Source organism: Streptomyces millisiae (genome assembly GCF_031845425.1).
Classification (GTDB): domain Bacteria; phylum Actinomycetota; class Actinomycetes; order Streptomycetales; family Streptomycetaceae; genus Streptomyces; species Streptomyces millisiae.
Window position 1 is genome coordinate 366,730 of record NZ_JAVREM010000001.1, and the last position, 20,051, is coordinate 386,780.

Below are 20,051 nucleotides of genomic sequence, written 5' to 3' on the forward strand. Positions count from 1 at the left end.
CCATGTCCCAGACCTCGACCGTCGCCGCAGGCCCTCGCCGCCTCGCCGTTCCCCACCGACTGACCTCGGTGCTCGCCAACCGCGCCGCGCAGATCATCGCCGTCGAGATCCTGGTGATCGCCGTCTTCCAGGCGCTCTCGCCGAACGGAGCGTTCCTCAGCGAGGCGAACGTCCGGGGCATGGCGCTGACCGCGTCCCAGGTCCTGCTGCTCGCGGTCGGGCAGGCCGTGCTGATGTCCGCGGGGCACATCGACATCTCCCAGGGCGCCGCCGTCATCCTCACCTCCGTGGTCGCCGGCAACGCGATGCTGTCGATGGGGGAGAGCCTGCCGCTGCCCGTGGTGCTGCTGCTCGGAGTGCTGGTCAGCGTGGGAGCGGGCGCGGTCATCGGCGCGATCAACGGCGTGCTCGTCGGCGTGGTCGGCATCAACGCGCTGGTGACCACGCTCGGCATGCTCTCCATCGCGACCGGCGCCGCGCAGGTGATCACCGACGGCGTCAACCTGACCGGCATGCCGGGCGAACTGCAGACGTCCTTCGGCGCGGTCAACCTCGGTCCGCTCCCCATGCCGATGATCGTGAGCCTGGTCGTGATCGCGATCATCTGGGCCCACTACCGGTTCTCGCCCTGGGGCACCCACACGCTCGCGATGGGCTCCAACCCGCTTGCCGCCCGCCGCGTGGGCATCTCGACGCTGCGCAACACGATCGCGATCTTCGTGTTGTCCTCGGCACTCGCCGGCCTCGCCGGCTACATCGACCTCGCCCGGTACTCGACGACGAACATCTCCGGGCACCTCAACGACTCGATGGCGGCCATCGCCGCCGCACTCATCGGCGGCACGGCTCTGACCGGCGGGCGCATCAGCTTCCTCGGCGCGGTCGTCGGCGCGTTCCTGGCGATCATCCTCCAGTCGGGCCTCGTGATCATCGACCTCTCACCCTTCTACCAGACCATCGCGATCGGAACCATGCTCCTGATCGCCGTCAGCTTGGACCGCGGCGCGCGCAGGAGCGCCCCGGGCAGCGGATAGATCCGCCGCCGGTCCGAGGTACCCGCAGCAGTCGGCCACCCCCTCCGCACCACCCAGGACAAGGACGAAGACATGAAGCACAACATGCGGGCCCCCGCGGGGCGGATGCTCGGTGCCGGTGTGGCCGTGGCCATGACGGCTCTGCTCGCCGGATGCTCGACCAGCGACCCCACCCCGCCGTCCGGCGGCGGCAACGCCGACGGCGGCGGCGGCGACTACACGGTCGCCATGGTCACGCCCGAGGCCACCGGCGAGTTCTACGGCGCGATGTACTGCGGCGCGCAGGAGGCGGCCGACGAACAGGGCGTGACCCTGAACATCCAGGGCACCCCCGGCACCACGGTGGAGGAGGAGATGCAGGTGCTGCAGTCGGTGCTCGCCACCGACCCGGACGGCATGCTGCTCACGGTGTGGGACAACACGGCCTTCAACCAGACCATGAGCTCCTTCACCGACGCGGGCAAGCCGCTCGTGATGCCCGACTCGTTCCTCTCGAACGACGCCTACGTCCAGAGCATCCGCACCGACAGCTACCAGTCGTCGTTCGACGCCGCCGTCCGGGCCGTCGAGGACTTCGACGTGACCTCGGGCAAGGTCCTCATCGTCACCGACGCGCCGGGCAACGCCATCCAGTCCGCTCGTGCCGAGGGATTCCGCGACGCGATCCGGGACGAGACCGACCTCGAGGTGCTGGAGATCCAGTACGTCGGAGGCGACTCCGCCGAGGCCTCGCAGGCCGTCTCCTCCACCCTCGCGGCCAACCCGGACCTGTCGCTCGTGTTCTCGACGAACATCGGCGCCGGGACCGGAGCCGCGAACGGCATCCGCACCGCCGGCGGTGACGACGTCGTACACATCGGATACGACACCTCCTCCCCGCAGGTCGAGGAGTTGCGCGACGGCGACTACGACGCGCTCATCGCGCAGAGTCCCTACACCATGGGCTACGACTCGATGACGCTGATCTCGCAGATCCTGAAGGGCGAGGTCGAGGCCGAGAGCATCACGGAGCAGACCGAGTACTCGCCGTGGGAGCTCGTGACCGCCGACACCGTCGACAGCGACGAGATCGCTCCGTACCTCTACACCACCGACTGCGGCTGAGCAGCGGGCGCCCGGTCCGACCCCCGGGGCCGGCCGACCTGGTCCCGACTCTGGAGCACGAAGCACCGAAATGAACGCCCACGCCACCCCGGCGGACATGCCGACGATGCCCGTCGCCGTCGCGCGGAAGTCGCTCGCCTCGGGGACGACGAGATCGCTCGCGCTCACCCACCACGCGCTGCGTCGCGTCGCGGCCCTCGACCGAAGCGGCCCGCGGCTCGGCGCGATGCCCGTGCTGAACCCGGCCAGCTACGACGAGGCCGCGCGACGCGACCGCGAGCGCGCCGAGAACCGCGTCCGAAGCCCCCTGCACGGCGTCCCCTTCGGCGTCAAGGACAGCTTCGCGGTGCGCGGCCTCACCGCGGCGGCGGGCTCCCCGGCCTTCGCCGACCTCCTCGCGGACCGTGACGCCGTGGTCGTCGAGCGACTCCGTGCGGCGGGCGCACTGCTGATCGGGAGGACGAACATGCCGCCGATGGCGATCGGCGGCGGCCAGGCCGGCCTGTACGGCCGCACCCGCAGCCCGTACAACCCCGACTTCCTCGCCGCGGCCTGGCACTCCGGCTCCTCGATCGGTTCCGCGGTCTCGGTCGCCGCGGGCTTCTGCTCCTTTGGCATCGGTGAGGAGACGGTGTCTTCAGGACGGTCGCCGGCCTCCAACAACGCGCTCGTCGCCTACACGCCGTCCTGGGGTGTCGTCCCCAGCGCCGGAAACTGGCCGCTCCACCCCTTCCGGGACGTGGTGGTGCCGCACACCCTCGACGTCTCCGATCTCCTCGACGTGCTCGCCGTGCTCGCCGGACCGGACGACCGCGACGTGTGGCAACGGCAGAGCGCGATCGACGTGTCCCCGGCCGCTCGGGTCGCCGCCGACATCACCACCCTCACCACCGCCGACGGCGACCTGCGCGGGCTACGCGTCGGCGTGCCCCGGCTCTACGTGGGCGAGGCGTACGACGATGTCGCCCCGATTCCGCCGCGCGCCTCGATCCGCGCGCTCTGGGACGGTGCCGAACGTGCGCTCACCGATGCCGGCGCCACGCTCGTGCGGGTGCCGTTCCCACTGGTCGAGGCCTACGAGTCCCGCTCGGCGCGGCGGCGGGACCTGGTGGCGAGCGGCTACCTCCCCGCGGACTGGACCGCCTACGAGCTCGGCCCGCTCATGACCGCGGCCTGGGCGGGATTCCTCGAGGACTACTGCGGCGGCGCCGTCGCGTTGCGTGACATCGCGCCGGGCAGCGTCCGGCCGGACGTGCCGTACTCGGTCGACGCGATCGAGAGCGGGCGACCACGCCCCGGGCAGGACGTCTTCGACTTCGGCGGGATCCTGCGGGCCGAGCCGGTGCCGCTGGCCGAGGCGATCGCACACGCCACACCGGCGCTCACCGGTCTGGCCGCCGCGCGGGAGCGGCTCCTCCACGCGTGGATGGACGAGGCCGGGCTCGACGTGCTCGCGTTCCCGGCCAACGCGGACATCGGCCCCTGGGACGCCGAGTCCAACCCCGACTCGGCGCGACTCGCCTGGGCCGACGGCGCCGTGTTCTCGCACATGAACCACGTGATGCGTCGCGTCGGCCTGCCCAGCGTGACGGTGCCGATGGGCCGTACCGCGGACCTCGGCATGCCGGTGGGGCTCACGCTGTGCGGACGCGCCTACGCGGACGCCGATCTGCTGCGGTGGGCCGCGGCGGTCGAGGGCGCGCTCCCGCCACGCCCCGTCGCCCCGCTGCCCGCGGTCGGACCGCTCGGACTCCTCCGGTCCGATCGCGCGGCACCCCCGGGGCCCACCGCGCCGATCACGATCGCCGCCCGCGCCGCGATCGGGCCCGGCGGCGCCGTCGACGTCGCCGCGACCGTGCGGGCGGGCACCGCCCCGGTGCTGGTCGAGATCGACGGCCGCCGGGTCGAGGCGGCACCGGAAGACCGGGTCGAGGTCAGCCTCGACCCGGCACTGCGGAGGGTGCACGGCGACACCTCCGTACTGGTGCTCGCGAGCACGCTCGGAGCCGACGGGCTCACGTCGGCCGCCGCCCTCGCCGAGGTGCCCTTCCGGTGGCCGGCCGCCGAACCCCCTTCCGCCGCACCGACATCCCCGACCGCCCGCGCCGACGCGCAGACAAGGAGAACCGAATGACCACGACCGCGACGCCGATCCACTGGTGGACCGCCACCCGCCTCCGCGACGCCATCGCGTCGGGCGAGCTCAGCGCGGTCGAGGTCATGACCGCGTTCCTCGACCGGATGGACGCGACCGACGACGCCGTCAACGTCATGGTGTTCCGGCTCCCACGCGACCAGTGCCTGGCGCTCGCGGCGGAGGCCGATCGCGCCCGCGACTCCGGGGAACCGCTCGGACCGCTGCACGGCCTGCCGATCGCCATCAAGGACCTCGTCGATGTCGCCGGGATGCCGACATCGAGGGGCTCCCGTGCCTTCGCTGGCCGTGGCCCGATGCCGAGCGACGCTCCGCACGTGGCGAAGCTGCGCGCCGCGGGCGCCCTGCTCATCGGCAAGACGAACGCGCCCGAGGTCGGTGTCGGCACGGTGACCTGGAACGACGTCTTCGGCATCACGCGCAACCCGTTCGACCTGAGCCGGCACGCCGGCGGGTCGACCGGCGGCACCGCGGCGGTCGCGGCCGGCATGCTGCCCTTCTGCGACGGGTCCGACTCCGGCGGCAGCCTGCGCTACCCCGCCTCGTTCTGCAACGTGGTCGGGCTCCGCACCACCCCGGGGCTCGTGCCCGCGGTCGCCGGCGGCGGATCCTGGTCGCCGCACTCGGTGAACGGGCCCGTCGCGCGTACCTGCCGCGACGCCGCACTGCTGCTGGCCGGCATGACCGGCGAGGACCCCCTCAGCCCGCTCTCGGTCGGCGCGGCGCCGACCACGGAGCTGGGCGAGCCACGTACCGCGCCGCTCCGGCTGGCCTGGAGCCCCGACCTCGGCGGACTCCCGATCTCGGACGAGGTCCGCGCGGTGTTCGCCGACACCCGCGCTCGGCTCGAGGCGGCCGGCGTCGAGATCATCGATGTCGACATCGACTTCACCGGCGTCGGCCGCGCCTGGGAGGTCATCGAGCTGACCGGATGGTTCTCGCTGCTCGGCCGCGACCCGATCGACCATCCCGAGAAGTACCGCGACGACTTCGTCCGCAACGTCAGCGAGGCGTCCGCCTTCTCCACGACCGAACTCGTCGAGGCCGAGGACCGCCGCTACCGGCTGTTCGTCGAGTTCGCCGAACTCCTCACCGACGTCGACGGCTTCGTCTGTCCCGGCGCGCCCGTGGTGGCGCCGCCCGCTGAGGACAAGTGGGTCGCGCGGATCGGCGACGCCACGTTCGACCGCTACTTCCTGTGGCAACGGTTGGCCTGCGCCCTCGTGGTGACGCAGCATCCCGTGCTCGCGCTGCCGGCCGGGTTCTCGGACGGGCTGCCCGTCGGCCTGCAGATCGTCGGCCGATACGGCCGCGACGTCGAGCTGCTGGAGATCGGCGAACAACTCGAGACGATCCTCGGCGTCAGCGACGTACACCCCGAACTCTGAGGAAGCGCGCACCGCGCGAATCCATAGGGTGTGCCCGACGCATCATGACCGCCACAGAGAGGTGAACGTCCATGGCCGGCAAGCGCCAACGACGCCTGCAGCGCATCATCGAACTGCTCGAGCAGCACGGCAGGGTTGAGACCGCCGCCCTGAGCCAGGAGCTCGAGGTGACGGAGCTGACGATCCGTCGCGACATCGAGCAGCTCGACGCCGAGGGCATCGTCCGGCGCGTCTACGGCGGAGCCGTGCTGAACGCCGGGCGGAGCTTCGAACCACCGTTCGCGATGCGGCTCAACACGAACGTCGAGGGCAAGAAGGCCATCGCCAGTGCCGTCGTGGACCGCATCCCGCGCGGTGCCAACGTGGCGATCGATTTCGGTACCAAGGCCTACTACATCGCGCTCGAGATGCGGCGGCGGCACCTCCAGGTGCTCGCCGCGCCGACCAGCGTGCAGGTCCTCGAAGTGCTCGGGCAGGACCCCGACATCCGGGTGATGGTACCTGGCGGTGACCTCAAGCCCGGCGAGCTGAGCCTGCACGGGTCGGCGGCCGAGCAGTTCTTCCGCGCGCGCCGCTGGGATGTCGCGATCGTCGGTGTCGCCGGCATAAACGTCGAGACCAACGTGATGACCGACTACAACGAGGGCGACGCCCGGCTCAAGGCCGCCATGGTCACGGCGGCCGATCGGGTCGTCGTGCTCGCGGAGAGCCGGCACCTCGGCGCGCAGTCCTTCTCCCCGGTCAGCTCGCTCGACGCGGTCACGACGGTCGTGACGGACGCGCGCGGCGGGCACGAGACGCTGACGGCTCTCGAGGGCAGGGGCATCGAGGTCGTCAGAGCGCACGACGCGCGCTGAGCGACGACGCAGAGACAGACGGGAGCGACGACCATGGGACCGAGCGTCGAGCGCGTGCGGCGCGCCTATCGACGGCTTGCCGAGGTGGATCGGCCGGAGGTGTGGATCTCCGTACGCGACCAGGCGGACGCCGAGCGGGAGGCCGAACTGCTCGACGCCCGCGCGGCGGCGGGACGGACGCTGCCGCTGCACGGCGTCGTGCTCGCGGTGAAGGACAACATCGACGTCGCCGGCATGCCCACGACCGGTGCGTTCCCCGGCGCCTTCCGTCCGGCCGAGGTGGACGCCACCGCCGTGTCGCGACTCCGCGCGGCCGGCGCGGTCGTGATCGGCAAGACGAACCTCGACCAGTTCGCCACCGGACTCGTCGGCACCCGCAGCCCGTACGGAGCGGTGCGCAACGCGCGGCGTCCCGAGCTGATCTCCGGCGGATCGAGCTCCGGTTCGGCGGTGGCCGTGGCGCTCGGTGTGGTCGACATCGCCCTCGGCACGGACACCGCCGGCTCCGGTCGCGTCCCAGCGGCGCTCAACGGCATCGTCGGCGTCAAACCGACCCTCGGGCTCGTCTCCGCCGTGGGCATGATGCCCGCCTGCCGCCCGTACGACACGATCACCGTGTTCGCCCAGGAGCTGTCCACCGCGATCCGCACGGCGCGCACCATGACCGGTCCGGACGCCGTCGATCCCCTCTCCCGCGACTGGCCGGCCGACGTCCGGCTCGCCGGCTCGCCGCGTCCCGTGCTCGGCGTCCCGTCCGACGACGATCTCGACTCACTCGAACCGTTCGCGCTGGCGGCCTGGCGGGATGCCCTCGACCGGCTCACCGAGCACGCCGAACTCCGCCCCATCGAGATGGCGCCGCTGCTGGGCGCGGCGAAACTGCTCTACGAGGGCGCCATCGTCGCGGGGCGGTTCCACGCGGCCGGGGAACACGTCGAGGGCGCGTCCGGCGACGCCGCCGGCCTCGATCCGACGGTCGCGGGCATCGTGCGCGACGCCCGGGACGTCGCAGGCTGGGAGTACGTACGCGACCGGGCGGAAATCGACCGCATCGCGGTGCTCGCCCGTGAGCTGCTCGCCGGGTGCGAGTGCCTGGTGGTGCCAACGGCTCCCGCGCATCCGACGATCGCCGCCGTGCGGGCGGATCCCGTCGCGCTCAACGCGCGCATGGGAACCTTCACGAACTTCGTCAACCTGCTCGACATGTCCGCGGTCTCGGTGCCGGCGGCGTCGACGGACGACGGCGAGTTCGGCATCACCTTCATCGCCAGGGCGTTCGACGACCAGCTCGCGGTCGACGCCGCCGCCCGGTTTCTCGGTGTCCCGGCGGAGCCGTACGCCGAAACGTGGCCGCACGTCGCCGTGTTCGGCGCGCACCTGCGGGGGCAACCGCTCAACGACGAACTCGTGGCGCTCGGGGCGAGGTTTGCCCGGGACGTCCTGACGGCCGACGAGTACCAGCTCTACGCGCTCGACACCACACCACAGAAGCCAGGCCTCGTCCGGGTGGGCCCCGGTGGGTCGGCGATCGCGGGCGAGCTCTGGTCGATCTCGCCGGCCGGTCTCGGCGCGTTCCTCAGTGCGCTGCGCGCGCCCATGACGCTCGGCTCGGTCACCCTGGCCAACGGAGAGGAGGTCGTCGGGTTCGGATGCGAGCCACGAGCACTCGAGGGCGCCAAGGACATCACCAGCTTCGGTGGATGGCGCGCCTACCGCGCATCGCTCGGTGCCGTCTGACGCCCCGTTCCGGGGCAGGTTCGGCGGTTGCCCTCAGCGGTGCGGGGTGGGCCGGTAGATGAGTTCCTGGGTGTGGCCGTCGAAGGTCCGGTGGGCGAGCAGTTCGAGGTCGAAGTCGGCCGCCCCCTCGAAGATCCGGTCGGTTCCCGTCTGTCCGCTGATGACGGGGAAGATCGTCACCTGGACGCGGTCGACGAGACCCGCGGCCATCAGCGCCCGGTTGAGCGACAGGCTGCCGTGCGAGCGCAACGGCACCGCGGACTCCTCCTTGAGCCGGGCGACGACGTCGACGGCGTCGCCGGCCACGACGGTCGCGTCCGGCCATGCGAGGGGTCCTGTGAGCGTCGTCGAGACCACCGTTGTCGGCATGCCGCGCATCCGGGAGTTCACCGGGTCGAGGTCGGTGTCCGGGACCGGCCCCAGCAGCTCCAGGAACTGCCGAAAGGTGTTGGCCCCCAGCACCATCCGCTGCTCCCGGCTGATCACGGCAAGGCGGTTGGCGAGGAACTCGGGGCCCTGCTTTCCCCAGTAGCCGCCCCAGTCGCCGTCGGGACCGTAGGAGCCGAAGCCGTCGAGCGTGGAGAAGACGTCCCAGGTGTAGACAGCGGTCATGATGCGCTCCTCGAATGCGGTTGATGGCCTGTTGTGGATACAGACGAGGAACCATGACGAAACTCATCGCACCTGAACGCCTGGAATCTGGCGCGGGACCGGCCGATGGCGTGATCCGGCGCCCAGGTTCCACCGAAAGTTTCGCATTCCTCCGCACAGGTTCGACTTGGGGCAGGTTTCTCCTAAGCTCCGGGCGGCGAACGCTGGTTCGAAAGCGAGCCGCCGCAAGACGAGGAGCAACGACATGCCGCTACGCAGACCACGCCGACGACGGCGCGCTCATCCGGTGGGAGTGGGGTTGGCCGTTCTGGGACTGACGGTCGTCGCGCTGACTCCGGCGGCGGCGATCGACGCCGAGACGGCCGACCGGACTTCCACCGCCGGCGGGCGGACGGTGGAGACGACGCTGTTCCCCGTCATCGACACGGACACCGTGGGCACGAGCAACCAGGCACGCAGTTGGGCCGACACCCTCACGGTGAACAACGCCGGCGGGCTCGACGCCCCCGATTCGATGGCGGCCTTCCTCCAGTTCGCCGTCGGCGACGCCGCGGCGGTTCCGGGAACGATCGTGGAGGCGCGGTTGGTCCTCACCGCGACGCCGCGGTCGGCAGCGGGCGAGGACGTCGTACTGACCACCGGCATGTTCACGAACGACCACTGGACCGGTCAGAACCCGCGCAGGTCCGATCCGTCCTTCATCCTCACCGGGGCGACGAAGCCAGAGGTCACGGCCATCGAGGGGACCGAAGCCCCGCTTGTGACGGAGCGCGGAACCACGACCTATCAGGCGGACGTCACCGCGGCGGTCGCGGCCGAGCGCGACGGGGACGGCGCCGTCTCCCTGCGGGTGTGGAACGAGACGGCGGGCGGCCGGGCGGCGGAGTTCCATTCCGACTCCGGCACGCACGGAGACCTGCGCCCCCGGTTGGTCGTGACGTCCCGGACCGACCCCGGCACGGCCCGCGACCACGCCGAAGCGGCCTCGGACCTGGCCGCCGTGTCCCGCGCCGTCGCCAGGTACGCGGACCGCGCGGTCGACGACCTCCCGATGCCCGACCGCGGCCGGCGCGGTTCGTCGATCTCCTGGTGGTCCTGGGACGAGCAGCACCTGCGGGACGACGGCACCGTCACCCGCCCCGTCGACTCCCTCCCCGACGCGACCGTGTACGTCGACGTCACGGCCGCCAACGGCGAGGTGAGACTCGAGGACCGGCTCCGGGTCGTGATCCCGCACGAGACCCGCTCCGCCGAGGCGCCCGAGGTGGACGCGGCCGTGCGGCCCGTGGAGATCGAGGACGAGGTGCTCGGCCTGATCGATTCGGAGTGGGACGGGGAGTTCACACACGTCAGCTATCCACGCCAGGTCCTCGACCGCGAGATCGGCGTGGCCACCGGCGAGTCGATCCAGGCCGCCGTGGACGAGGTCGGCGCCGCCGGCGGCGGCGTGGTGAGGCTCGGCGAGGGGCTGCACGAACTGGAAGCGCCACTCGACCTCCACGATCGCGTCACCCTGGTCGGCGCCGGGCAGGACCGCACCGTCGTGCGCTACTCGGGGTCCGGCGAGGCCATCGGCACCACCGACCGGCAGATCACCGACGTGGTGATCAAGGGCCTGACGCTGGAGGGAGCCAGGGGTGACCTCGACGCGCCCAGCGGTGTCTACTTCGCGGGCGCCGACCCCGTCAGCGCCCGACACCAGCGCATCGTCCTGCAGGACCTGACCGTTCGGAACTTCGGCGGTCACGGCATCCACATCAAGCGAGCCAGCGACATCGTCACGGACAACCTGACGTCCATGTACAACGGTGAGCGGCACAGCCTCTTCCACAACGTCTACTGGCTCTTCGACAACAACATCCTCCAGTCGGACGTCGACCTGTCCAAGCCGGTCAACGGCAAGGGCGCCAAGTACACCTCGACCGCCGACGTGATCGTGCAGCGGGCCGAGATCCGGCACACCACGCGCAACGCCGTCCAGGCCGACGGCCGTGACGACGAGCGGATCTTCTTCCACCGGTTCGACATCAGCGGCGCCGGGGCCACGGCACTCTGGATGATCTGCGAGATCTTCCACGACCCCGGCCGGTACACGGAAGACCCCACGTACTCGCCGAACCAGGTGATCATCAACCGGTCGAACATCGTGGACAACACGCGAGGCGGGGTCTGGAAGATCGTGACCGACGTGCGGGTGCTGAACAGCCGCTTCGACAACATCGACAGCGACCTCATGCTGCTGAACACCCACCCGACCTACCGCGACTCCACGTTCGCCCACGAGCCCGAGCACTACACCGACCGCTACGACGTGCCGGACCTCTGACCACGGCCGCCGGGCGGGCGACGCGTGGCGGACGTTCGCCCGTCCCGGTTCCGGCTGGCACGACCCTGACGCCCGATGGAGCCGCACGCTCAGGAGCCGGCCGGGGGCCGGACGGAGTCGCGGATGACCAGTTGGGTGCTGAGCACCACATGGTCGTCGCTGCCCGAGTGGTCCGGGTTCAGGGCGAGGCGCACGGCGGTGCGACCGAGGTCCTCGAAGGGGACGCGGACGGTGGTGAGGGAGGGGGTGAGGTCGGCGGCGAAGTGCAGATCATCGAAGCCGACGATGGAGACGTCGTCGGGAAGGGAGCGTCCGGCCTCGCGTAGTGCCGCCGCCGCGCCGGTGGCGACGAGGTCGGTGTCGGCGAAGACGGCGGTGAACTCGAAGCCGGCCTTCAGAGCGTCGCGGGTGCGTTGGTAGCCGGAGCCGCGGTTGTAGGCGCCGGGGATGTCCATGTCCTCGCGGTAGGGGATCCCGTGGGCCCGCAGGGCCTGCCGATAGCCGGCGCGGCGCTGGATGGCGGAGCTGTTCAGCGGAACCCCGCCGAGGAAGAGGATCTTCTGGTGGCCGGCGGACAGCAGGTGGTCGGCGGCCTGGAAGGCGCCGCCGCGGTTGTCGTACTCCACCACCGTGGCCGGCGCCCTGCCGGGCAGCGGTGGGCGCCCGCAGAGCACGAGGCGGGAGCCGGCGGCGTCGAGCGCGGTGGCGTACTCGGCCATGCGCCGGTGGTAGGCGTCGTCCGCGTCCACCCCGCCGACCAGGATGACGGCGGCCGCGTGCTGCTCGCGCATGAGCTGGACGAGGTCGTCCTCCCGTTCGGGATCACCGTGGGTGGCGCAGACCAGGCTCAGCCTCCCCCGCGAGGCGGCCTCCTGCTCCACACCAGCGGCCACGTGGGCGAGCGAGGGACCCGTGATCTCGGGGATGACCAGGGCGATGGGGCCGGCCACACCCCGGGAGAGAGCCTTGGCGTGCACGTTGATCACATAGTGCAGGGACTCCACGGCCGCCATGACCCTGGCCCGGGTCTCCTTGGACACCGGATAGTTGCCCGCGAGGGTACGGGAAACGGTTGCTACCGATACGCCGGCCCTGGCCGCGACATCACGGATGGTGCTGGGCCGGTCGGAGCCCTTCCGACCGGATCTGGCGGGCCCCGATACGGCTCCTGCCCGTGTGTTCTTCCGGCTCTCCTGCACAGTTCGACGTTACTCCATCAGGGAGGCGTGTTCCGTCGGGTGGCGGGCGTTCGCACGGTAAACGTTTCTATGAGTGCGCGGGCCGCCGTCCCGCCCCGAGCTCTCCCACGGCGGGACGGCGGGTGTCGCGCTGTTCCTCAGCGTCGCCGAAGGACCACGGTGGTGCCGGGGCGGACCCGCAGCTCGGCGCTGCCGCCCACTCGGTCGCCGGTGACGAGGTCGGTGGAGGCACCGAAGCCTCGGGTGGCGAGGGTGTAGGTGCGGCTTGTCGTGGTGTTCATGGCGATGAGGTAGGGCCCGTACTGGCAGCGGTAGAAGGCGGCGCGGCCGACGAAGGGGGTCTCCTGCCCGGCCGGTTGCTCGGGGACGTCGTCCGGGGCGGCGGCCAACGGCAACTCCTGGCCCGCGAACGCCTGGTGCGGGGTCTCGCCGGGCGGGGGGAAGCCGCCGGGCGGGATGGGCGCGTCAGCACCGACGTTGAACTCCCAGTTGACCCAGTCGGGTTCGACTGCGACGCGGCCGTCGGGAACGTAACGCACGTCCGTCCAGACGGTCGCGGAGCGTTCGATGCCGTGCACGTCGATGTGGTGGATCCGGGCGAGCCGGTTGACGCCCCAGCGGGCCCGCCAGTACAGCGAGGCGTAGAGGATCTCGTCGCCGTGTTTGACGGCGACCACGGCGTTCTCGGGGTCGGCGAAGACGAAGTCGGGCTGGCCGGGGGTCATCGGCAGCCGGGCGTCGCTGGCGGGGGCGGTGGTGACGATCTCGTAGTCCCGCTGGACGGACAGCAGGTTGCGGTCGACGACGGCGCTGGTCGCGGCGAGGTGGGCGTCGAGCAGGAGGCTGAAGTGCTGGTGGTCCTCCATCGCCTGGCGGGCGTAGGCGGTGAGATCGGGGTCCCCGACCAGGGCCGCGAGTTGCATCGTCTGGCCTTCCCAGCTGTTGGCCTGGTCGTAGTCGCGCTTGCCTGGGTAGACCAGGTCGCGCCAGCCGATGACGGTTTCCAGCCGCATGGTTCGGTACCCGTCGGCGTCCAGCGCCGGGTGGTGGAAGATCGCCCGGGTCTTGGCGATCTTGACCAGTTGGTCGCGCAGCCGGTCGTCCCGCACCCCGCCGAAGACGCTGACCACCTCGTGGATGAGGGCGAGCCAGCCCTGGACCTCGCCGTAGTTGCCGACGTACCCGAGCTCCTTGGTCAGGCCCGCCCGGGTCACCTGGTGGTAGGAGCTTCCCATGGGCCGGGTCGGCGTACCGTCCTCGTTCTCCGGGCCCAGCCACGGGGTCAGGCCGACGGCCTCGTACAGGTAGGCGCGGGCTCGCTCCTCGCCCCAGGCGTCGGGTGAGCCGAGGAGTTCGAGACCGCGGTCGGCGAGGTAGATGCCGAGGTCGACGATCATCGTCTGGTTGGTGTACCAGCGGCGGTTCCGCCGCCAGAACTCGCGGCTGGTCAGCAGCAGCTCGGCCCAGGCGTCGCGCCGTATGACGGGGGTGTACGTCGAGTCGCTCGGCGGGGTCAGCGTCAGGTCGTCGAACCAGGCCGTCCCCGGGCCCCGCAGCCGCACCTGGGTCTCCACCGAGACGGCCGTGGCCGGGGTGTCCAGTGTGACGGTGACCCGCTCCCAGTCATGGCTGCCCCCGGTGGCGTGGGCCTTGTTCTCCGAGCCGACGACCCGGCCGCCCGAGTCGAAGAAGAGCACGTCCAGGTAGGCGCCCTCGCTCCCGGTCACGTTCTCGGTCCTGACCCAGACCGTGTAGGTGTGGGAGCCCTGGGCCACCGGGACCCTGGCGTGCGGGACCAGACCGACGACGCCGGATGACGGGATCGTGATCCTCGCGGAGGCCGTGCCGCCGTCCCGGGTGACGTCGGTGTCGCGGACGGTCGTGCCGGAACCGCTCCAGGTGTGGGTGCGCCAACCGGTCGGATGGGCGTGACCGTCGTCGAAGCCGGGGTTGTTGAGGACCCCGGGATCACCGGTGAGCGGGGCGTCCAGACGGGAGAGCAGGTCCTCGCGTAGTTGGAGCAGGAACTGTCCGGCGATGCTCGCCCCCATCCAGTTCCCCTCGATCACCGAGGGGTTGGTCAGGGACCTGCGGTAGAGGTCGTCCACGCTCTGCACGATCTGTGCCGGCACGGCCGGGCTCCGGTGGGCCTCGCTCCCGGGCATGGCATAGGCCCGGGCCAGGATGTTCACGTAGTCCATGTTGCCCTGCACCGAGGTGCGGTTGAGCTCGCCGCGCACCCGGTTGGCCACCCTGGTCGCGATCGTCTCCAGCACCTCGGGGCCGGGCTCGGTGCGCACGGGGGCGTCGGCGAAGGAGCCGGTGACCTCGTCGTCGGCGAGGTCGAAGTACGGCTCGGCGTGCGTGTACAGACGGTAGACACCGCGGGTCGGGACCTCCAGCGCGTAGTAGTAGCGCTCGGAGGTGGCGCCGTAGGGGTAGATGCGGCCCATGGACCGGATCTCCAGGCTCACCGACTCCCTGCCCTCGGTCAGCTCGGGAGGCAGCGGCAGGGTGTGGAAGTAGAACCGTCCGGGGGTCCGCGGCTCCCGGCCCGCGATGTCCAAGGGGTCCACGGCGCCCAGGTGGAAGTGACCGACCTGTGCACCCTCCGCGTAGAGCTGGAGCCGTCCCTTCTCCTCGCCGAAGTCGTCGCCCCAGAGCTTGATCGTGACGTACGTCCTTCCGCGCGGCCGACAGGCCATGGTGAGGGCCAGGGTGCCGCCCCAGAAGCCCGGGGTCTCCAGCGGGTTGAGGACGCGCGCGGGCTGGTCGAGACCACCGTTCAGGGTGGTGGAGCCGGTGGCGACCAGGCCGTGTGCGTCCTCCGACCCGGCGTCGCCGAAGACGGCCGTGTCGAGCGCGGCGCGGGCCTCGCGGGCGGCACTCGAGGCCTCGGCCGCGTGGGCGGGAGCGGCCTGCCAGAGCCAGCCGGAGGTGGCCGCGGCACCCGCGGTGCCGCCGGCCAGTCTGAGGACCGACCTGCGGTCCAGCGATCCTGACATGAGGAGACTTCCCTTCGATGGAGAACCGGTTCCGTCCGCTCGTCCCGCGGAGGAAGGCGGATCGGGCGGCGACCGCCGGCCGGGGAGGTGCGAGCCGGTCGACGCGACGCCTTCAGGCGCTGATGGCCAGCTCGGCCCGGTGGACCTGGTGGGCGAGAGGTCCGTCGCCGGTGAGGCGTTCGAGCTCCTCCACGACGGTGCGGCCGAGGCGTTCCAACTCGTTGCCGAGCGAGCCGGCGATGTGCGGGGTGACGAAGACGTTGGGCAGGTCCAGGAGCGCGGAGTCGGCTGGCAGCGGCTCGGGTTCGGTGACGTCGAGCACGGCGGCGATGCGGCCGGAGACCAGTTCGTCGGTCAGCGCCCGGGGGTCGATCAGGGCGCCGCGCGAGGTGTTGATCAGCACCCCGCCGTCCGGGATCATCGCCAGCCGCGCGCGGTCCAACATGCGGTAGGTCTCGGGTATGTCGGGGGCGTGCAGGCTGACGATGTCGCAGGTCCGCAGCAGTTCGTCCAGGGGCAGTGGCTCGGCGCCGAGCGCCCTGGCCTCCGGGTCGGCGACGTGGGGGTCGTGGAGGGCGACCTCCAGGTCGAAGGGGCGCAGCAGGTCGAGCACCCGTCTGCCCACTCGGGAGGCGCCGATCAGGCCAACCCGGCGGCCCAGGTTGCCCAGTTTCGGGTAGGCGGTGGTGGGGTCGGGGAACGTCCGTCCGGCGCGGACCCGTTCGCGGAGTCGGAACGCGTCCTTACCGGCGAAGAGGATCGCCGCGAGCGTGTACTCGGCCACCGGGAGCGCGTTGGCGCCGGCCGCGCTCGACACGGTGATCCCGCGCTCCCAGAACGCGTCCCCGACCATGTGCCGCACGCTGCCGGCGGCATGCAGGACGGCGCGCAGCCGTGGCGCCGCTCGCAGCGCGTCCGCGTCGATGGGCGGGCAGCCCCAGCCGGTGATCAGCACCTCGGTGGTGGCCAGCACGGCGGCCACCGACGGGTCCGCGAAGTCCCGCACCACGAGGCCGGGGTCGATGTGGGCCAGCTCGCGCAGTCGAGCCATCTGGCGGGACGGGAACAGCTGGGGCAGATGCGCCGGGTTCATGGCGAACAGCGCGGCGGGTGGTTGTGCGGCGGGCATGGCGCTCCAGCGTCGGCAGGGAGGGGAAGGGATAGTAAACGTATTCGACGCTAGAGGCGGGAACTACGCAAGGTAAACAGTTGTGACTCGTACATGGTCGCGGAATCCTCCTCGGCTGAGGGCTGCTGAGGGAGGACGGGTGCGCGATTCGCGAGGAGTGTTCCGATACATTCCGCGAAGCGGGCGTGTCACATCTCTTGTGGCGGGGATGCCCGACCGCTACGGTCCACGGCAAACGGTTACTGTCGCGGCGCTGTGGACGGTTCGCGCGCGGCCCCGTGGTCCCACCGAGGAGTACGACAATGCCCAACAGATTCAGGCGCCCCGCGTTCGCCGGAGCCCTCTGCGCTCTCGCGCTCACCAACTCGGCGTGCGGTGGCGGAGGCGGGGACGCCGGCGCCTCGTCCGACGGTCCGGTCACCGTGTCCTTCTGGGGCTGGGCCAACGGGCACGAGGCGCTGGTCGACGCGTTCAACGCCAGCCATGACGACATACGGATCGAGTATGCGAAGGGCACCGACGCGACCACGATGATGCAGCAGCTCACCAACGCCTTCGAGGCCGGTGACGCTCCCTGTCTGTTCCAGAACTCCTCGGAGTTCGTGCCGAGCTTCCTCTCGGACGGCATGCTCGCCGACGTCACCGAGTACGTCGAACCGCACCGCGACGAGTTCATCGAGAGCGCGTACCTCGGAGCCACCGTCCAGGGCACGGCGTACGGAGTGCCCACCAGCTCCGCACCGGCCTTCACCATCTACCGCGCCGACGTCTTCGAGGAGTACGGCCTCCAGCCCCCCGAGACGTGGGACGACATGATCGAGGCCGGGCGGGTGCTGGCCGAGGACGGCATCAACATCACCAACTACGCCGGCGAGGACCCCAGCACCCTGGTCACGATGGCCATGCAGGCAGGCGCTCACTGGTACCAGATCGAGGGCGACGCCTGGAAGATCGACCTCCTGGACCCGGGGTCGCTCCGGGCCGCCGAGATCATCCAGGAAATCGTCGACGGCGGCATGCACTCCTCACTCACCTTCGCCGACTACGCCGCGGTGCAGCGCAACTACGACCAGGGCGGAACGGTGACCCGGCAGATCTCCACCTGGCAGATGTCCGGAATGGTGCAGAACTTCACCGACTCCCTCGGAGCGTGGGCCCTGGCACCGTGGCCGACCCTCGCGGGCGAGGCGCCCAGGACCCCGGCGGGCACCAACAACAGCGGCGGAGTGAACCTGGTGACCTCACAGTGCGAGTACCCCGAGCAGGCCGCCGAGGCCGCGTTGTGGATGTCCACCGACCCCGAGGCCGTCGAGCTGATGGCCAGCCCGGACACCGGCAACGGCCTGATGCCGGCGGTCACCAACGCCGGTGACTACGTCGACCAGACCATCTCGGAAGACCTGCTGGGCGAGAACTACGACGCGGCTCGCCAGATCGTGATCGACAGCCTGGACACCGTCACCACCGACTGGACCTTCGGCCCGAACTGGACCGCCATGAGCACCGAGATGGCCGACGGCTGGGCCCGGGTCATCACCGGGGAACAGACGGTCGTCCAACTGCTGGAGTACATGCAGGAGTGGACAGTGAACGACCTGACCTCCCGCGGCATCAACGTCGTCACGAGCTGAGGCAGGCCCATGATCCGCTCTCTGCGTTGGAAGGGCGCCGCCTTCACGGCACCCTTCCAACTCGGCTTCGTCTTCGTCTACCTGCTGCCCATCGGATACGCCGTCTACCAGAGCCTGTTCGTCGAACGCAGGTCAGGTCTCGGCCTGGGGGGCGGCTCGACGACCGAGTTCGTCGGCCTCGACAACTACGAGCGGGGTCTGACGGACCCGGTCTTCCTCGGCGCGATCGGGCGGGTGTTCCTGTTCGCATGCGTCCAGATCCCGCTGATGCTCGGCGTCGCCCTGCTCGTCGCCCTGCTGCTCGACGCGCTCACGTCGCGTCTCACCAGCGCGTTCCGCATCGGACTGTTGGTGCCGTACATGATCCCCGGCGTCGTGGCCACCATCGTGTGGGTGAACGTCTACAGCCCGGACGTCGGCCCCCTCACGGATCTGGGCCGGCTCTTCGGCTGGTCGTGGAACTTCTTCGCCCCCGAGATGGTGTGGCCCTCCATCGGCAACCTGCTGACCTGGCACGGCATCGGCTACAACATGCTGATCATCTACGCCGCGCTCCAGGCCGTGCCGCGGGAGATGTTCGACGCCGCCCGGGTGGACGGCGCCTCCGAGTTGCGGATCGCCCTGAGCATCAAGGTGCCCTACGTCCGAGGCGCGCTGGTGCTCACCGGAATGCTGTCGATCATCCACATGCTGCAGATCTTCAACGAGCCCCAGTTGTTCCGCAGCGTCACCCCGCAGACGGTCGACGCGAACTTCACCCCCATCATGATCATCTTCAATCAGGCGTTCGCCTCCGGCAACTACAACTACGCGGCCGCCCTGTCGGTGCTCCTGGCGCTCTTCCTGGGCGTCGCGTCCTTCCTCTTCTACCGGCTGACGACGAGGGAGGCGGACTGATGGTCCTGACCCAACCCGACGCCACGGCGACCAGGCCCGAGCCGAAGGCCCGTCCGGTACGACGGCTCTCCCGCCCGGACAGAGCCTCCCGCACCCGGGGCGCCCAGCGCTTCCTCCTCCTGGGGCTGGTTCTCGCGACCACGTACAGCGTCTTCCCGGTGTGGTGGCTGATCGTCGCCGCCACCAAGGACCAGGTGGGGCTCTACCAGACCAACGGCCTGTGGTTCTCCGACTTTCACCTGTGGGAGAACCTGGAACAGCTCTTCACCTACAACGACGGCATCTTCCTGCGCTGGGTCGCCAACTCCTTCCTCTACGCCGGAGTCGGCTCCCTCGGCGGCACCCTCGTCGCGCTGGCCGCCGGCTACGGCCTGGCCCGCTTCGACTTCCCCGGCCGCAAGGCGGTCTTCGCCTGCGTCGTGGGCTCCTTCCTGGTCCCCATCGCGATGCTCACCCTCCCGCTGTACCTGCTCTTCTCCGAGCTCGGCCTGATCAACACCGTCTGGGCGATGCTGATCCCGTGCTTCATCAACCCCTTCAGCGTCTACCTGGCCAAGGTCTACACCGAGTCGGCCATCCCCTACGAGCTCCTGGAAGCGGCACGACTCGACGGGGCCGGCGAGATCCGGATCTTCTTCAGCATCGTGCTGCGGATGATGACCACCGGCGGCGCCACCGTCTTCCTCCTGGCCTTCGTCGGCACCTGGAACGCCTTCTTCTTCCCCCTCACCATGCTGCGCGGTGAGGAGATGTGGACGCTCAACCTGGGCCTGTACAACTGGTCCGGCATGCGCATGCAGTCCGGTGTCGATCTCACCAGTCTCGTCATCACCGGCTGCCTGCTGTCCATCCTGCCGCTCGCCATCACCATGATCGCCATGCGCCGCTACTGGCGCACCGGCGTCACGTTGGGCGCGCTCAAGTGACGGCCGGCCGGGCGTCTCTCGCCACCACGAGGCAGGTAGACGCGCCCGGCT

General features: G+C 70.6%; 14 protein-coding genes. 10 read left to right on the forward strand and 4 right to left on the reverse strand.

Annotated elements, in window-relative coordinates:
• The first annotated feature begins 2 nt into the window (after positions 1 to 2).
• The 6 genes from RNC47_RS01580 (at position 3) to atzF (ending at position 8,275) form a co-directional block, all read left to right on the forward strand.
• Complete coding sequence (locus tag RNC47_RS01580) at positions 3 to 1,034, forward strand: ABC transporter permease (RefSeq protein WP_311594751.1); 1,032 nt, start codon at positions 3 to 5, stop codon at positions 1,032 to 1,034.
• A gap of 72 nt (positions 1,035 to 1,106) precedes the next feature.
• Entirely contained in the window at positions 1,107 to 2,138 is a 1,032-nt protein-coding gene (locus RNC47_RS01585) for a substrate-binding domain-containing protein (RefSeq protein WP_311594752.1), read from the forward strand.
• Between the two features lie 70 nt (positions 2,139 to 2,208).
• A complete protein-coding gene (locus tag RNC47_RS01590; RefSeq protein WP_311594753.1) occupies positions 2,209 to 4,272 on the forward strand; it encodes an amidase family protein in 2,064 nt (687 codons plus the stop codon).
• Positions 4,269 to 5,681, forward strand: coding sequence for an amidase (locus RNC47_RS01595; RefSeq protein WP_311594754.1), 1,413 nt, complete (start codon positions 4,269 to 4,271; stop codon positions 5,679 to 5,681). Before RNC47_RS01590 ends, RNC47_RS01595 begins: the two co-directional genes overlap by 4 nt.
• A 71-nt stretch (positions 5,682 to 5,752) precedes the next feature.
• Positions 5,753 to 6,538 (forward strand): DeoR/GlpR family DNA-binding transcription regulator, encoded by a 786-nt coding sequence (locus RNC47_RS01600; protein WP_311594755.1) that lies wholly within the window; start codon positions 5,753 to 5,755, stop codon positions 6,536 to 6,538.
• A 33-nt stretch (positions 6,539 to 6,571) separates the two neighbouring features.
• Positions 6,572 to 8,275 (forward strand): allophanate hydrolase, encoded by a 1,704-nt coding sequence (atzF, locus tag RNC47_RS01605; RefSeq protein WP_311594756.1) that lies wholly within the window; start codon positions 6,572 to 6,574, stop codon positions 8,273 to 8,275.
• 33 nt (positions 8,276 to 8,308) lie between these two features.
• On the opposite strand, the gene RNC47_RS01610 is transcribed toward atzF, so the two are convergent.
• Positions 8,309 to 8,887 (reverse strand): dihydrofolate reductase family protein, encoded by a 579-nt coding sequence (locus RNC47_RS01610; RefSeq protein ID WP_311594757.1) that lies wholly within the window; start codon positions 8,885 to 8,887, stop codon positions 8,309 to 8,311.
• Positions 8,888 to 9,185: 298 nt separating this feature from the next.
• Here RNC47_RS01610 and RNC47_RS01615 point away from each other — a divergent pair, with 298 nt between their 5' ends.
• Complete coding sequence (locus RNC47_RS01615; RefSeq protein ID WP_311594758.1) at positions 9,186 to 11,213, forward strand: immunoglobulin-like domain-containing protein; 2,028 nt, start codon at positions 9,186 to 9,188, stop codon at positions 11,211 to 11,213.
• An 89-nt stretch (positions 11,214 to 11,302) separates the two neighbouring features.
• On the opposite strand, the gene RNC47_RS01620 is transcribed toward RNC47_RS01615, so the two are convergent.
• The 3 genes from RNC47_RS01620 to RNC47_RS01630 all read right to left on the reverse strand — a co-directional run bounded on the left by RNC47_RS01620 (position 11,303) and on the right by RNC47_RS01630 (position 16,546).
• Positions 11,303 to 12,325, reverse strand: a complete 1,023-nt coding sequence (locus tag RNC47_RS01620; RefSeq protein WP_311594944.1) for a LacI family DNA-binding transcriptional regulator — start codon at positions 12,323 to 12,325, stop codon at positions 11,303 to 11,305.
• A gap of 224 nt (positions 12,326 to 12,549) precedes the next feature.
• Positions 12,550 to 15,417, reverse strand: coding sequence for a Tat pathway signal protein (locus RNC47_RS01625; protein ID WP_311594759.1), 2,868 nt, complete (start codon positions 15,415 to 15,417; stop codon positions 12,550 to 12,552).
• 112 nt (positions 15,418 to 15,529) lie between these two features.
• Positions 15,530 to 16,546: a hydroxyacid dehydrogenase gene (locus tag RNC47_RS01630; RefSeq protein WP_311594760.1), complete on the reverse strand. Its 1,017-nt coding sequence runs from the start codon at positions 16,544 to 16,546 to the stop codon at positions 15,530 to 15,532.
• Positions 16,547 to 16,848: 302 nt separating this feature from the next.
• Between RNC47_RS01630 and RNC47_RS01635 the strand changes: the two genes are divergently transcribed.
• The 3 genes from RNC47_RS01635 to RNC47_RS01645 are packed head-to-tail and all read left to right on the forward strand — an operon-like array spanning position 16,849 to position 20,000.
• Positions 16,849 to 18,177, forward strand: a complete 1,329-nt coding sequence (locus tag RNC47_RS01635) for an ABC transporter substrate-binding protein (RefSeq protein ID WP_311594761.1) — start codon at positions 16,849 to 16,851, stop codon at positions 18,175 to 18,177.
• Positions 18,178 to 18,186: 9 nt separating this feature from the next.
• Positions 18,187 to 19,074: a carbohydrate ABC transporter permease gene (locus RNC47_RS01640; RefSeq protein WP_311594762.1), complete on the forward strand. Its 888-nt coding sequence runs from the start codon at positions 18,187 to 18,189 to the stop codon at positions 19,072 to 19,074.
• A complete protein-coding gene (locus tag RNC47_RS01645) occupies positions 19,074 to 20,000 on the forward strand; it encodes a carbohydrate ABC transporter permease (RefSeq protein ID WP_311594763.1) in 927 nt (308 codons plus the stop codon). The genes RNC47_RS01640 and RNC47_RS01645 overlap by 1 nt, the downstream gene beginning before the upstream one ends.
• Positions 20,001 to 20,051: the final 51 nt, after the last annotated feature.